Raw genomic sequence first — 16,864 nt, 5'->3', positions numbered from 1 at the left:
ATGGCGTCTGTCTCTACGAAAACAGGGAATTCTACTTGAGGATGATGGCTGGTTCCTGCCGATGGGAGTTAGCCGCGACCGGCATCAGCGCGCTCCGCGCGGAATTCCACGCTTCGTCTTGCCCTTCACGGAAGCCTGCCTGATAGCCGGCGGCCCAACACATGAAAATCCCCCACACTAAGGCGGGAACACTCCAAATCAGCCAGGGTTTTGAGAGCATCTTGCCCCTCCTCCACAAAGACGGATTCGGCGGGCGGCATCGTGCCGTTCGTCGATTATTTATTGTTCGTTCATTAAATTTTCACATACTCTTCGACTGTCGTCAACCCGACCTCTCCACAATTAACAATCTGCGTGCCCAAGAGGCGAAAAAAGCGGAAAATTGTAACTCAAAGCAGCACATCACTCGCTTTGTCGCGATTTGATTCATTGTTTGGACGAATTCATGAGGAAAAATCAGGCAGGCTGCCGTTCGTCCGGAAAATGAGAAGCGCGAACGCCAGCCGTTTGTGCACAGCCGTGCTGGTAAATAGTGCATTCCGGAAGAATGTGAACCATGAGAAGCCGTGAACTTCCCCGTGAGTCGCGGGAGTCTTCAATAACGGTTGAGAGATCGCCCGCGGCTTAATCTTCTTCATCCAGAGGAATCGGCCCGGCTTGGCGCAAGATTGATGCCAGAGTCGGGAAAGCGTCTCGGTTGCCGGGTTGACTGATTTTGAGTGCCGCTGCAGCACAGGCAAATTTCAGGGTGTAATCGGCAGCCCAGTTGTCGAGCCACCCATGGATAAAGGCGCCGCAAAAGGTGTCGCCCGCCCCAGTGGTGTCTCGGGCGACCACGCGGAACCCAGGCTGTTCAATCTGATGGCTGCGTGTATGCAGGATCGCGCCTCGTTCCCCCAGTGTTGTAATAACCCAGCGTGGCCCAAGCGATTGAATACGTGCGGCCCCTTCACTGAGAGAATCAGTGCGAAAATAATCTCGTATCATTCGTTGTGATGCATTAACCGCATCAACGTAAGGAAGTAGCGTTTCCAATCCCGGGCGATAACTTCCTGCATCGAGAAAGACTCGCAAGCCTGCCTTTCGTGCAAGCCGGGCAGCCGTCACTGCGGTTTCGACGGGCCAGCCATCGAGATAGAGGCAGCGCGCCCCTTGAAACATCGCTGGTTTGAGATCCTCAGAACTTAAAGAGACGCGAGGACGATGGCTGGCAATCGTTCGTGAAGCCGTGCGTTCATTAATCCAGACATGAGCGACACCCGTGTCCCGGTCGGAACTCTCAATGGACCATCGGTAATCAATTTTTTCAGAGTCCAGACTTTCCCTGATAAAGCGGCCTTCTTCATCTGCGCCCCAACTTCCAATAAAACTGCAGGATCGCCCCAGACGAGAAAGCATTGTCAGGCCAGCGGGAACAGGCCCGCCCATCTGGCGAGGAAGAACCTGCGAGTTGACTTTCGTATTTTCAGCGGGAAAGTCAGGAACAATCATTCGATGGTCGACAACCACCAGGCCAGAGCCGATGACTTCAACAGGAGTGACTGGCGTCGCAAACGAATCCGACTCCATGAGATGTCCATGTTCCAGAGATTGTGATGTTCGAGAGACTTCATGCGATTGAAGTCAGCTTCCATGATACCTGGCAGGGTTATTTCGTGTCATTCCCGATGATCTTCCAGAACTCATCGTCATCAATCGTGGCGTTTGGGTCAGTCAGTTTGTTCGGAGGAGTGACGGATCTGGCGCGAACCCGTGGGACTTCTGGTTCTTCCAGCTCAGCCTCTTCCAGAAGTATGATTTCTTCATCATCGTCACTCTCCTGAGACGATTTTCCCGCAGTTGCCGCCGGGGAGCCTGCCGGTTTCGGACCTCGTGAGAGATCTGATCTGGAAGGGCGCGTTGCAGGAGCCGGCGGACGAGACGTTGGGCGGATTTCATCCATTGCATGAAGATCACTTCCGGCTGAGTCAGTCGCTGCCGCACGGTCTCCAGGGAGAGAGGTGCGGGTGATGTTTTCTGGCCGCACAATTTCAGTTCGTGCCGTTCGTCCGGTCTTTCGCACAGTGGCTGTGACTTTCACGCGTGCGTCGGTGCCATATTCCAGGGTGACATCAATTTCTGATCCCTCAGGTAATCCAGCGGGAAGAGGTTTAATCTCGCATTCACCGACAGGAACCGGGCGGTCGTCTCCTGCGTTGCCGCTTTCAACCAGTCGCAATGTCACTTTGGATTGATTGGTGATCACTGTGCCATAGGTCTGACGGCAGTTCGCTGGCAGAGGAGTATTCGCTGGGATCAACCAGTTAGGTTCGCGCACGCCTGTCTGTTCGTTGCGAACCAGAATTCCGAGAGATCGGGAATTCACATCGGTCTGTTTGAATTTGGTCAGTTTGGAAATGGCGTCAGAATTGAGCACTGATTGGGCAAATTGATGGTCAGACATCAGCATGCCCGCAAAATAGGTGGCTCCATGGGCAATTGACAAGTCGGGAGAAAGGGATGAGTTCAGGGTTTTCCAGCCAGCCATTTTTTTCAGCAACTGCTGAATCATGGGCATGCGGGAGGCCCCCCCAGTGGTGAGAACCACATCGACATTGGCCCAGCCAAGGCGGTGGTCGCGGAGAAGGCCTTGCGTAATGGCTTCGACACGACTTAACAGCGACGTCGCAAGCTTTTCAAATTGAGCCTGCTCGACAAGATAGGTTTTATGGTATCCCTTATGACTGATATTCAAAGCGGCTTTGGGACGGATCGAGAGGCTGCGTTTGGTCTGTTCCACCTCAAGCGCCAAGGCCTGCAAGCTCTCACGGTCATTGCGGGGATCGAGGCCAAATTCTTTCTGGAACTGCTTGGCGATCGCGGTCATTAAGACCTGATTAAAATCCAGGCCCCCCAGGTTCAGATCCCCCGATGACGCGATCACGCGGACTTCATTTTTGCGATACGAGACCAGAGACAGGTCGTAAGTCCCACCACCAAGATCCACCACAAGAATGGTCTGGTCTTCCGCCAGCTCTGTGAACCAGACCCCTTCATTGCCGATAACATGGCACAGAGCGGCTGCGACGGGTTCATTGATAATATCAACATGCTTGAGTCCCGCTCTCAGACCGGCCTCGACGGTCTGCGCACGGGACGCATCGGTGAACTGCGCGGGAACGGTGATCACCGCCTGGTCGATGTCACCCAGTTTCTCACGAGCCTGGGCAAGAAGTGACTGCAAAATGATGGTCGAAATATCCAGCGGGGTGTAGAGCCGCCCGCCGATATCCCAGGTTTTTGAAGGATCACCCATGAAGCGCTTGGCTGCTGAAATCACGCGCTGAGGCGATCGAATCGAGTTTCTCAATGCTTCCGTGCCAACGATGGGGTGGTTTCCTTCAAAGAGCACCACCGAAGGGGTGGTCATCTCTCCTTCCCGGTTGGGAACAGTCACCGGTTCGCCATGCTCGTTGAGATAGGCAATCGTCGAGTAGGTGGTGCCGAGATCGATGCCAACTGCTTGATGACGAGGCATACGATTCATTTCATATGAAAGAAGTGAGGTACGGCATGACTCATGGCAAGGCTCCCCTACCCTGACGGGTTGTTAGAGCCTGTCCGCAGATCCGGTTCATTGCAACTCTCGTAACCGATTGCTTAACACGCCAAACCATTGGGAGACTCTACGAACCCCAGTTTACCGAAAATCCACAGCCTTGTGACCAGCTTCCGGGAAATTCTCATACCAGAATGGCAAATCCGGAGTATTGCTGAATGGTGAGCAATCCTCCTGTTACGTAGGGGGGTATGAAACGACAGGCAGCAGCAGCAGCAGTAGGGTGGGTTAAGGCTTTGCGCAACCCACCAGCGACTTCTTTCTGATCTGTACGATCCGTGGCTAACAATACAACACACAACAATCACGAATCGCACAAAGGCCACCAATCAGAATTTCGACTGACAGCATTTACATTCAAGTAGGGTGCATGAAGCGACAGCGCAATGCACCAACTCACCCCGCCGACTTATGTACCACCACCCTGAAGGCGTAAACCCCATACGCCACCCAAACCCCGCAAGAGGCATTAAGGAAAGCGGCCACAACGGGGCCGCGAACCTTTAGCCCACATCCCGACCGATAGCCCCAAGCCCCGTGAGGGGGCCGCGGATCTTTAGCCCACATTCCGGCCGATAGGCCCAAGCCCCGTGAGGGGACTGCTGAGATGGAAGAATTACCAGCTTAACTGGAACCCTCCCGTCCCTGTATGCGAAGTCAGTTGATCCGAGGCCTGACCGATGTAGTGGCCATAGAGGCTTAAGCGATCGCTCAGCACTAGAGACCCACCCGCTCCGAAGACAATAAAGCTGTGACCAGCGCTCACACCTTCAATGGCAAACGGTGCTCCGGGAGGCGCCCCGGCAAATGTTGCACTAATCCCCTGGCTGCTATCGAGGAATTCATACATATAGCGGGCCTGCATTTCTGGCACGAACGTGCGGCCGCCTCGCAGAGTCATTGGCCGCAGCAACCGACCACCAACCGAACCTCGTAGTGAGTTATCCGACTGCCCGTCGACATTCAGCCCGACACCACCCGTGGCGTTTTCTGCAAAACTGTCTGTCCACAGGTTGATATACTGCAATCCCACCAGAGGCTGGACAACAAAATTCCCTAACGAACGATTCTGCCCGGCTTCCAGCAGCACACCCAACTGATTGGCATTATAGCTGCCCTCTGCGGTATTGATCGTGCCACCGACATCCACGACCCGGTTCGTATCGTAACTCTGGTTGCCGTAGTTAATCACGCCCAGTAAGTAGTTATGATCGAAGCTGGTTCGGCCATAGAGACCGACCTGACCCGTTTCGACTTCGCTGCGATCCATGCCAGAGCCACCACCGCGTACCGTGCTGTTCGCATAGCCCCCCAGCACACCCACGGTCGTCACTTCATCGAGATAGTAACCGATACCAAAGTTCGTGGCACCAAAGCTATAACCAATACCGCTGGCATTGCCATTAGAACTAATCCGGCCTGACTGCCCATAACCTTCAATCCAGCCATCCCAGGTCTGGGCATGCGAGACCGGTTGCAGGAACTGCGCCACCGATTGCGCCATGACCTGGCTCGATGCCTGGTCACCCGCTGTCTGACGGTGAGCCAGACGGATGATGTCATCCTGCTGATGATTAAAGTCACCGGTCGAGACCATCTGAAACGCCTGATCGGGCGTCTGCAGACGGACGGCAATCAGAGAACCGTCACTTCCCGCATTCTGCCGAAGCCGCTCGGCCATGTTTCTCAGCAATGACTGAGCCTGCTCGATCGAGACGGATGAATTACTGGCATAGATCTCGCCGCTCAGATTATTGAAAGCGGCCTGTGCTTCAGAATTTGTGAGCAATGTCAGATCATTAATCAGAGTTGCGAAATCACCCGTGGCCCCCGAAGCGGCATTGTCAAGTGCCGTTGCCACATGGAATTCGTTGGGGGTTCTGGCCGCAGTGACAAACGGTGCATCATTTGCCAGGAGAAATGAAACGGCATTCGGATCGGTATAATCCAGCTGAAGTGACAGAAACGCCAGGTCATCGGTCACCGTATCAAATTCATTATTTACACCGCCTGAACCATAGAGGAAGGTATAACGATCACCAACGGTGAAACCGGTCAGCCCCTGCCCGGTGACATTGAGTTCACCGCCCAGACTAGCGACACCGACCACATTCAGCACGTCGGTGTTTTCCGCACCCGGAGCAATCTCAATATCTAACCGGCCACCAGCTTCCTGAGTATAGTTATCATTGATCGTGAGCGTGCCAATCGAATTGCCCGGAGCGACCACAGAGTTATTGAACACGGAGGCGTAGATCGTCCCCGCTCCCGAAAGTGTGCCGCCATCAATCAGGATATCGCTATTCCAGGTGCCGTTGATGGCCAGATTACCACCCGTAACGGTCGTATCTCCGCTGAACGTGCTGGTGCCGGTGAGGTTCAAGCGGCCTTCACCCAACTTCTCAAACATCCCCGAACCTGTGATCGGGCCAGAGAACGTCGAGTCGTACCCATCGGTATCAATGGCACCACCATTGGTGATGTTGATCGTCCGTGCGGAAGTGATGCTGGCAACTGTGAACAATGTTCCCTGATCCAGGTTGAGGTTCCCGGAAGCATCGCCCAGATTTGAATCACTGCTAATTCCCAGGAAGCCACCATTGACATTAGTCCCCCCAGAATAGGTGTTGGTTCCACTGAGAACGAGAGCACCAAATCCACTTTGCGTCAGGCCACCACTTCCGGAAATCGTCCCTGACAGAGTGAGCATTCCTCCTGCGATATCGAAGGTACCGCCGGCGGTATCCAGGAACACATCCCGCTCCAGGGTGATCATCGGTGTCGTTGTCCCCAGTGTTCCGCCATTCATGCTCAGAACGCCTGCGGTATCTCCCAGATTATCATCGGATGTCACATTGATGCGGCCACCGTTGATCTCGGTTCCGCCGGAGTAAGTATTGGTGCCGCTAAGAGTCAACGCCCCGGTACCTGTTTTGACGAGCGAACCTGTCCCGCTGATAACACCGCTATAGGTGGTGTCGTCCGACGTGTTTGACGTGAGTTGCCCATCACCCAGCAGCACACTACCAACGCCTGAAAGTGAGGCAATCTCCTGCGTTTTCCCATTCACATCGAAGACGGTGTCCGGCGACAGACTGAGGCTGGTGGTCGAAGCCAACGAACCGTTGCTTCCCAGCCGCAAAGTTCCCTCGTTGATGGTTGTCCCGCCGGAGTAGGTGTTTGCAGCATCAAGGGTCAGCACCCCCGCACCGTCTTTCGTCAGGCTACCGGTACCGCTCATGATCCCTGCATAGGTGCCATCGACCTCCTGATCGAAAGCCACCGCCGCATTGTTCGTAATGTCGTGGTCGTTGAATACAGCGGCGGTGCCGATCAACGTACCGGCATCAACCTGAGTCGCCCCAGTGTGATTCAACGCCTCATCAGCCGTCAGTGTCAGACTGCCCGAACCCGCCTTGACGAACGTGCCGGTGCCTGTAATCTGGCCATCAAAAGTGACATCGTTGGATGTCCCGGCTGTCACCTTGCCGCCATGGTTCAGATTGATATCTCCCAAACCGGTCAGATCGCCAATGATCGCATGGCTGGTGCCGTAGGTGGCCAATTGCGACCCATCGGCAATATGGACATTGTTCCCCTGACTCAGGGAATTGTCGTTGGTCAGAATCAGCATCATATTCTGGATATCGACATCACCAGTGAATTCGCTGTTGTCTCCACTGAGCCACAAGGCCCCAAGGCCGGTGGCAGTCAGCTTGCCGCTCCCCGAAAGATCACCACTCAAAGTTGAGTTGCTGTTCTGAACCTGATTGACCGTTAAGTCTTCGGCCAAATTGATATTGTTGGCCAGCGCCTGATTGGAGTCATTAAACTGGAGCGTGCCGCCGTTGGCCTGGATCGTCCCGGTTCCGAGTGATCCCCCGGTATTCAGGGCCAGAATTCCTTCATTGAGATTCGTATCGCCGGAGTAGGTGTTGGCGTTCGACACTGCTAACGTGCCGACACCACTCTTGGTCAGTTCACCCGTCCCCGACATCACCCCGGCATAGTTGCCGCCAATGACTTGGTTGAAATCGACTTCGGCGTTGTTGAGGATATCTCCCTGAAGGCTGTTGGTGGTTCCTTCCAGCACACCTTCCGTAACCGTTGTGCCTCCCAGATAGGTATTGGCACCTTCAAGGATCAACCGGCCAGCCCCTTCTTTGACGAGTTCCCCGGAACCACTCATGACTCCACTATAAGTGCCTTCGGTCTCTTGATCGAACACCACCGTGGCGTTGTTGGTCATGTTCTGGTTATAGAAGGCGGCGGCGGAGCCAATCAGGCTGCCGTCGCTGATGGTGGTCGTCCCCGTATGAACCAGCGCGTGGCCACCCCAGACATTGCTTCCAGTAAGTGTCAGGCTCCCTGAACCGGATTTGATGAAGTCCCCCGAACCCGTGAAGCGTCCATCGAAGACGACATCATTCGAGGTTCCCACCGTGATCTGGCTACCACTGCCGAGGGAAACATCACCTTCGCCCGTCAGATCACCAACGATGACCTGTTGATCCATCCATACTACGAGAGATGCTTGATCGGCGATACTGACATTATTCTGCTGATTGAGGGCATTCGCACTGCTGGCAATGACCGAGCCATCCTTGATCTCCACATCACCGGTGAAACTACTGTTGTCACCGTAAATCCAGAATGCGACGCCGCTGTCACCATCTGGCTTTTCAAAGGTCAGCTTCCCCGATCCGGAAAGATCGCCGTACAAAAAAACATTATTTCCTCCAAGCGCCGCCCCCACCTGCTGGATCGTGAGGTCGGAATTGAGAACAACATCGTTAGAGAGAGACTGGCCACCGACATCATCGGCGAACCTGAGTGTCCCGCCACCGGCAATCAGATCTCCAGTTCCAATCCGGGCCGATGAACCCGAAAGTTCCAAAGTTCCGGCATTGAGCAGAGTGTCACCGGTGTAGGTGTTGTTGCCGGTAATGGTGAGAACGCCATCCCCCTCTTTGACCACATCCCCGGAACCGGAAATCACACCGCTATACGTGTCATCGTCGGTCTGGTCGAAGACCACCGTCGCGTTGTTGGTCATGTCTTTGTTAGAGAAGGCGGCGGCGGAACCAATCAGGCTCCCTTCGCTAATCAGTGTCGATCCGCCATGAAGCAGTACATGGCCACCCAAGGAATTGTTGCCGGTCAGTGTCAAGCTGCCTGAGCCTGTTTTAATGAAGTTTCCAGCACCGCTCGCCTGAAAGAATCGACCATCAAAAATCACGTCGTTGTCGGAACCGACCGTGATCTGGCTGCCATCGTAGAAGGTAACGGAGCCTTCTCCTGTCAGGTCGCCAATGACCACTTGCCGATTCGTATAGGCAGCCAGCGCGGCACCATTCTCGATCGAAACATTGTTCTGCTGATTTAAGGCGTTCGTGCTATTAGCAATCAGCCAGCCATCTTTGATTTCCACATCACCGGTAAAGCTGCTGTTGTCCCCTACCAGCCAGAGTGCAATTCCATTCTCACCGCCGGCCTTTTCATACGTCAGTTTTCCTGATCCCGAAAGATCGCCGATCAAATAACCATTACTCCCGCCGACTGTTCCGCCGACATGCTGAATGGTTAAGTCTTCGTTTAGAATGACGTTGCTACTCGTGATGGATTGGCTGGCATTATCTCCATTGAGCCGAAGCGTCCCACCACCGGCAATCAGGTCTCCCTCACCAAGCCCCGCCGCCCAGCCACTCAGAGCCAATGTCCCCTCGTTAAGATAAATGTCACCACCCTGTGCAAGTGTGGCTGAACTTGACCCGACGGTTAGCGTCCCGGCTCCTTCCTTAATCGTGTCGCCAGTTCCATAAATCCTTGCATTTAACGTGTCGTCAGTGACCTGGTTGATGATCAGCGTCGCATTATTATCGATATAATTATTGCCGAATTGAGCCGAGTTACCGGAGATCGCACCACCGGCGATGGCCACATCGACGTTAGATCCAAAGACCGCACCCGTGGCTCCGAGCGTCATCGTTCCAGTGCCGTCTTTAATGAAATAACCACCGCCGTCGAAGTTTCCATCATAGGTGAAGTCGTTGCCGTTCCCCGCTGTGACCGAACCTCCCAGGAAATAGATCCGGCCAGCTCCCGTCAGTTCTCCGATCACGGCGTTCGTACCGGGCGTCACCAGATCCGAGCCGGCAGCGATGTCAACATTGTTTCCCTGAACGAGGGCCGTGTTCGAATAGACGTACAAGGCCTTGTTCTGAATGCTGACATCACCGGTGAAGGTATTGTTCCCGAAGAGGAGCACCGTCCCGACACCTGTGGTGGTCAATCCGAATGATCCCCCTGACTCACCGATGTCCCCATGGAGGTTAAAGTTGCCATCCTGAACCTGGTTGAGTGTCAGATCCTGTTGCAAGGTGATGTCGTTGTTCAGGTTGAAGTCACCGCTCTTATTGACATGCAGAACGCCCCCATTGGCAATCAGCGTCCCCGTTCCAATCGTGGCCGATCCCCCGGAGAGTTCCAGGATTCCCGCGTTGAGGGTCGTATCGCCGCTGTAGGTGTTGGCCCCGGTGATGGTCAGTTTCCCATTGTCATTCTTGATGACATCGCCGTCGCCGGAAATCACTCCGCTATAGCTACCATCTGTCGCCTGCTCAAAAATCAGTTCGGCATTATTGACGATGTTGTGGTTGTCGAATTGAGCAGTCTTACCGGAGATCGCCCCGTCACTGATGGTGACCGATCCGCTATTCTGGAAGACGACCCCATCCTTGCCGAGGGTCATCGTGCCGGCGCCGTCTTTGATGAAGTTACCGGGGCCCTCAAGGGATCCATCATAAGTAAAATCATTGGCATTCCCGGCTGTGACCGAGCCTCCGATGAGATAGACCCGGCCATCTCCCGTCAGTTCTCCGATCACGGCGTTCGTACCGGCTGTTACCAGTTCCGAGCCGGCAGCGATGTCAACATTGTTTCCCTGAACGAGGGCCGTGTTCGAATAGACGTACAAGGCCTTGTTCTGAATGCTGACATCACCGGTGAAGGTATTGTTCCCGAAGAGGAGCACCGTCCCGGCACCTGTGGTGGTCAGGCCAAATGAACCTCCCGATTCACTGATATCGCCATTCAGAGCGAGGTTATAATCCTGAACTTGATTGATGGTCAGATTCTGTTGCAGGGTAATATCGTTCCCCAGGCCAGAACCGGTGTTGCGGTCGACTTCGAGGGATCCCCCATTGGCGATCAGCGAGCCAGTGCCAATGCTGGCAGAATAACCCGAGAGTTCCAGGATTCCCGCGTTGAGGGTCGTATCGCCGGTGTAAGTGTTGATCCCGGAGAGTATCAGCTTTCCGTCGCCATTCTTGATAACACTTCCCGGTTCGCTGTTCCCTGTGGCATCAGCGATAATATCGCTGACGGTCACTTCATTGGGGCTGGTCACATCAAACGTGACACCTGTATTTTGCAGGAAAATGGCCGAACCGGCAGCCATGCCGTTTTGAGCACCAGTCCCGCCTTCGACCTGGCCGCCCGAAATCCCCGAGTTGCGAACGGTGATGGTCGCTCCATCCATCGCAAAGATGGCCCCACCAAAACCCGCACCGCCGCCCGCCTGATAGTTACTCCCGCTCCCAGTTCCTCCCCCATATCCCCCAACGGCATCGGTACCTACATAGCCTCCGCTCCCCCCACCACCGAAACCGCCAATTCCCGGATCTGCGCCACCGAGGGTGGGTCCGCCGCCACCACCTCCGCCAAAGCCACCATTTCCACCAGGGGCCTCGGGAGATTGAGCACCGCCCCCTCCACCACCACCGCCGAACCCACCAGCACCTCCATTGCCATTGTCTCCCGCTCCACCACTTCCCGCTCCACCACCGCCCCCGCTGAATTCTCCTCCCGCTCCACCTTCCTCTGTGCCACTACTATCACCTGCGGTTCCACCGTTTGGGCCGCCCCCAGTCCCTCCGACTGTGGCTGTTCCATTTCCACCATTTTGTCCGGTAAATGCCCCACCGCCCCCGCCAGCACCCGTTCCAGAACCATCTCCTGATCCGCCGTTTCCTCCCAGACCGCCGCCACCGCCGCCAGTGATGTATAGTTGAGCGTTGGCAGTTCCTCCATTGCCTCCAACGGCGCGGTTGCTAACGAGTGTCACGGTGTCGAGCGTGACATTGGCCCCGGATCGTGCGAAGACCGCTCCCCCGGCCCCCATTCCGCCCCCACCAGAACTGTGGGAGCCGTCCCCACCATCTCCCCCTTTGGCCAACCCATTGTGGATGGTCAGGTTGCTGATAGTGACGGTTCCCGCGTTCACAAAGAACGGGCGATAAGTGTCGTTGCCACTGACGGAATTCCCGACACCACCGTTAATGGTGACGGAATCACTGATGAACAATCCGCCGGTGGTCAGCGTGATGGTGCCCAGATTGTTGGCAATGTTAATCACATCGGCCCCGCCTGTGGCTTCGGCGTCCAAGATGGCCTGCCGCAACGACCCGGCACCGCTGTCGTTGTTGTTCGTCACCGTGAAGGTGTCGGCCTGAGCACTCCCCGCACTCCCCGCCACCAGCAGCGTCGCCGCATAGAGCCAGTGCCGCCAGCGCTTCTTACGGGGCACAGGAGGAATCACACCAGGCCGGCGTGATCGCCTGGTCACATTGGCTGCCGTCGAAGCGGCTTGCGCTGAAGTCGAGTTCGTACCCTGTTCCGCGCGACGACATGATGACGTTGCCAATCTGCACCTCCCTGTGATTCAACGGCAGTTTTTTCCGCCTCTGCTCAAGCCCGCATCCTTGCGGCTCTGCTAGATCGTCTCGGGATATGACGACCTTAAGATTTTTGCACTGCAAACAGTGGCTATGTGACATGTTTTAACTAATGTATCGATTACGCCATTTCTCCGACCAACCTGCACCGCTCTCTCAGCACGAGACAGCAACCGTTCCTCCCAAAGTGCAAAGCAAAAATTGCAGCAAAGTGCCAGACTTGAGGCTCTCTTGCAGCTCTGAGCAAGCCTGCTTGAACCATCTCTCAACGCGACGTTGATTTTTGGTAAGCCCCCAAATACAGGGAACCGCGAGCACACAACCAGTCGCGACAGAAACCCACAAATGGGCCGGCAACGGGATTTCCAGTCAACAGCATGACCGGGCAACGGGATCACCAGGTAACTGGCAATCTCTCAGGAAAAAGCGGGTGAAGGGAATCGAACCCTCACCTAAAGCTTGGGAAGCTTTCATTCTACCATTGAACTACACCCGCAAGATCACGGAAGACTAACCGCCCACCGCAGTGATGGTCAAGTATGCGGCCCAACTGTTCCAGACACCGACTCCACCCAGACAACTCAACCGAGTCTACACCACCGGGACAACACCACAGGCAGACCGCCGCGCACCATCCACCATCTCTAACGCGACGTCCAGCTCGAAACCGCCGACGGATTCTCAACCTTCTGGTATCGAATCTGGATGGCATTTTGAACCCCCATCAGCGTAATCAGACCTTTTTCCGCACTGTGATCCACACTGATCATCCGGTCGATTTCAATGCCGTCGCGGGTCGCCAGCGTGACCCCGGTATGGGCATCAAGAACTTCCACCAGCAGCCAATGCAGATTTCCGTCATCACGATCTCGTACCCGACTCATCAGCACCAACAAGTCAGAAGGGATTTCCGGGGACTGCAAGATCGAACGATTCGGCGTCGATCGTCCCCACAAACACTCCCCTGACCGTTTATCAATCGCGATTAAGTCATCGCGGACATGCACCGTGGGAATAAACCCTTCATTGACAGCCGCATTGAAATGCTGAACCGTAACCACCTGCATATTTCTCAGCAGATTGATGTAATAACGATCCTCATCGGCAAAGGCTCTGAGATAACTGGCCCCCTCCAGTTCCTCGGCACTCAATGTGAGTTTCGCCTTTAACCAGGGCCCGCGCACATCGTAGATTTTGATCTCCCGATCAGAATTCAGCAAAGCGATTTCATGCTCATTGATACGATGAACAAAGGCCCGTTCTCCTGCCGGTTCGTCAATTAAAACACGAGACCCCACCGGATCCCACAACTTCATCCGCATCGTTGAGCGAGGTTCCAACTGATGATCTTTGACCGTTGCAAACAACTTCCGACCGAAGACATACGTGGCCTGCCGTAATTCCTGGTCAATCCGCCCGTTCCCGATCTTACGCCCCGTCGCCGTCTCCAGCAGCGTGTATTGAAGACGATCCGGCCCACGAACAACCAATGCCGTTTCATCGCCAAAAATCCCGGTTCCCTGATCCACCTGTAATCCGCTCAACGGTTCCAGATCGTCCCGCTTCCAAAGGACGGCTCCCGTCGCAGCATCAATCAGAGATAATCTCTGCTGGCTTTGAATCACAAGAAAACCAGGCCCGGCTGGCCCATGATTGGGCACAATCGTTTGCCCCTTTCGATCCGCCAGGCGGCAATTCCACACAACCCCCTCTTCCCCGTTTTCCAGTAACGAATGGAGCGAAACCTCCCCTTGCCGAGCCACGGTAATGCTATGCCCCTGAAATGCCTGACTCCCCGCCGGAGGCGTGTTGTAACGACCATCCAGAGCAATCGACCGGACATTAGCCCCCGTCGACTTATCAAATAGCATTAACTGCGGGATCTGATCATTGCCCACCACCAGAGCATCTGCCGGAAACCCAAGCGGAGGAAAGAATCGCCGCCGATGTTCGAGATAAGGACTCTTCTCAACAATCAGAGCAGGTTCAGCCTTTGACCCTGCGAGAGAATTCCAATCGATCCGCTGGTTCCCTAAACCGGCGTTCCGCTCCATCGAAATATCCAAACGATATACAGGTCGCTCAAGACGCTGACTCTCGTGTTTGTTTGCGAGAGGCACCAACGCTGGTTCTTTCAGAACCGCACGAGAACTCCCCGGATACCCGGCCATCTGATACAAGCTGGCCAAAGCCTGACGAACCTCCGACTGATCGCTTAACTGTAACTCTTCTCTCAGTAAGCATTCAGCCGCATGCAACTGCCCCAAAGACTTTAATCGCTCACATAAAGCGAAGACGACACGGGTTCGATCAGGGGAATCTTTTGCCAGTTTCAGCCAGCGACTGGCTAATTCCGTCGAATCCACACGCTCAGCAGCCGGCAACCAGCGCTCCAGTGCGCTCCCCCAGATCGCCGCCAAACCATGCCCCTCTGGTGCATTCACATTTCCTGGAATTAATTTCCCTTGCGTTAAATTCCCCGGAGCTAAAATTCCCCGGAGCCGCTGGCACCACGAAGTCGCCGAGACCTGAAGCATGGGGTCATCCGGGGCCGATGTCAGCACTCCCTCGGGAATCTGCATCAAAGCATCGAAACTCAACGCCACGCCCGCTTCGTCCTGCTCCTGAGCGCAGACCCACGATAACCAGACCGCATCATGCAAACGATCTGCGTCACTGAGAGCCAATGATCGCAGTTGCTGGAGTAATTCACGCACAGGCCGTTTTTTTTCGTAAAGCTGAGTGCTGAGAGCCGCTCGCAGCATTCGCTTCGCCCGTTCCCGACTCGCGGGTGATAAATCTCCCTGAATAGCCGCTTTGACAGCCGCCTCGACGCGATCCGACCGACCTAAAACCGTTTCCAGTTCCGCCCGTTCCAATGAAGATTCCGCCGTCGCCTCCCCCTTGGCTTCCAATTGATCCAGTGCCGTCAATCGAGCCAGAGACTGAGGAAACGCAGCAACTTCGGAAACTCCGATCGAGACCAACAAGTCACCAGCGGGGAGAAGATTCCCCAAACCATTCAGATCACCAGACAAGGCATGGGCACGCGAAGCCCCAGTAGCTGTCTCAATGGTCAGGAAGCGGCTGTCATCTAAAGGAAGGACAAACTCAGACCCGAGCTGAAGGCCAGTCCCACACGGCAACCCCGTATTCACTTTCCAAAGTTGCTGACCATCACCAAGCTGCAAGCCACGCGTCTGCTGACGTCCAACAACAATCACAACCTGATCTTTGACCGCTCCGATGTATTCACCATCCAACCGGGGAGCAGCCCAGAGAACCTGGCCTGTTTCCAACTCCAGGCAGCGAAGTTTCTCGGAAGAATCCGGCATGAAAATCACGCGGTTCTCAACAATCATTGGGCCATCCAACATCCCCCGAGCGCCACGGCGAGGAGGCGTTGCCGTCGAAAATCGATCCGGAATTCCCATCCCTGCCGTTGTTCCATCGGCCTCAGAGGCCAACCACAGGAAACGATGCGTGGCCAGATCAAAAGCCACGAGCAATCCCGTTCGTGTCGGGCAAACGGCAATCCCCTGATCCACTGCCGGCAAGCAAGCCTGAAAAAAACGATCACGCTCTTCAGAAATTAACCGATCGCTGAAAGCCATCGGCTGTTTCCAGATCAAGGCGCCCGTCCCCGGATGGATACTGGAAAGAATAATCTGCCGGTCAAACTCAGAAAGCACCAACGTCTCAGTCGGTGTCACCACAGGAGGGCCAAGAAAAAAATGCCCGATAAAATCATTCGGAGCACCCGCTTCTGAAGTGTGTTCTCGATTTGGCGCAACCTGCCCCTTAGCCCCACCAACCGACCAGGCAATCCGCTTCTGATGACTTTCGGCCCAAAGGTCGAGAGCGACCAATCGATTTGAAGCCACACCAACAGGTTGAGCCTCACCAAATTGGCGAAACTGAGGACTCGCCATGCGTCGAGGAATCACAAACGAAAGATCATCAATCAAAAACAAACGCCGACGGTCAGACGACATCACACCCTGCACGGTGTTTCCGCCGACATACTCTTGAGGATCAAGCACGGAAGAAATGTTTCCGATCCCCTGCTTCGAGATCATTCTTTGTTTTGTGAGTTCGTTCAGTAACGTTTCCAGGCTCGATTCACTCGACCAGGCCCATCGTTGCTTTCCGTCAAATCCAACAGAAATCACACCTTGATAGTCGCGAATGAGAATCTGGTCACCGACAACAACCCCATGAAGTGCGCCACTTGGCAATCGGTCGGCATCCCGCTGCTGAGCTTGCCACCGCTCTAAATAGAGTGGCAATAATTCATGATTGGATCTCTCAGTCAGCAGGAAAGACCAGGCCAATCGCTGGGCCGGCAGACTTCCTTTTTGCGATCTGACCCGCGACTTGGAGCCACGGGCACCCAGCCAGTCATTAACTGATTGACCCCGCCCGTCCAGAAATTGGTTGTCTCTCTCTTCCCAGGTCAATAACTGATTGACTGCTTTAGAACCAATCAGATCAGGCCGCCGCGACTCCACCAACGCTTGGGTCGAATCAC

The 16,864-nt window shown here is 54.9% G+C and carries 5 protein-coding genes and 1 tRNA gene (1 of these 6 running past the window's edge); all 6 read right to left on the bottom strand.

The genetic code is table 11. From position 1 onward, the window contains the following. Window positions 1–31: 31 nt before the first annotated feature. Window positions 32–220 (bottom strand): hypothetical protein, encoded by a 189-nt coding sequence (locus tag SH287x_RS03215; RefSeq protein WP_479516999.1) that lies wholly within the window; start codon window positions 218–220, stop codon window positions 32–34. 404 nt (window positions 221–624) lie between these two features. Continuing rightward, the gene (locus tag SH287x_RS03210; RefSeq protein WP_479516998.1) at window positions 625–1,569 is read right to left on the bottom strand and encodes a carbohydrate kinase family protein; all 945 of its coding nucleotides are present in this window, start codon (window positions 1,567–1,569) and stop codon (window positions 625–627) included. Between the two features lie 79 nt (window positions 1,570–1,648). Next, window positions 1,649–3,517, bottom strand: a complete 1,869-nt coding sequence (locus SH287x_RS03205) for an Hsp70 family protein (protein WP_479516997.1) — start codon at window positions 3,515–3,517, stop codon at window positions 1,649–1,651. A 697-nt stretch (window positions 3,518–4,214) separates the two neighbouring features. After that, on the bottom strand, window positions 4,215–12,302 hold the full coding sequence (locus SH287x_RS03200) for an autotransporter-associated beta strand repeat-containing protein (RefSeq protein WP_479516996.1): 8,088 nt from the start codon (window positions 12,300–12,302) through the stop codon (window positions 4,215–4,217). A 456-nt stretch (window positions 12,303–12,758) separates the two neighbouring features. Next, window positions 12,759–12,829 (bottom strand) — tRNA-Gly (locus SH287x_RS03195). 148 nt (window positions 12,830–12,977) lie between these two features. Continuing rightward, window positions 12,978–16,864 carry the 3' portion of an outer membrane protein assembly factor BamB family protein gene (locus SH287x_RS03190; RefSeq protein ID WP_479516995.1) on the bottom strand. Its footprint extends 457 nt past the window's final position, so only the last 3,887 of its 4,344 coding nucleotides appear in the window; its start codon lies off the right edge, out of view; it ends in the stop codon at window positions 12,978–12,980.

The organism is Planctopirus sp. SH287 (assembly GCF_056500625.1).
This window is presented reverse-complemented; position numbering and strand designations above follow the sequence as displayed.

Coding starts and splice junctions, on each gene's coding strand:
- SH287x_RS03215 (WP_479516999.1), bottom strand. CDS start 220: ATGCTCTCAAAACCCTGGCTGATTTGGAGTGTTCCCGCCTTAGTGTGG.
- SH287x_RS03210 (WP_479516998.1), bottom strand. CDS start 1,569: ATGGAGTCGGATTCGTTTGCGACGCCAGTCACTCCTGTTGAAGTCATC.
- SH287x_RS03205 (WP_479516997.1), bottom strand. CDS start 3,517: ATGCCTCGTCATCAAGCAGTTGGCATCGATCTCGGCACCACCTACTCG.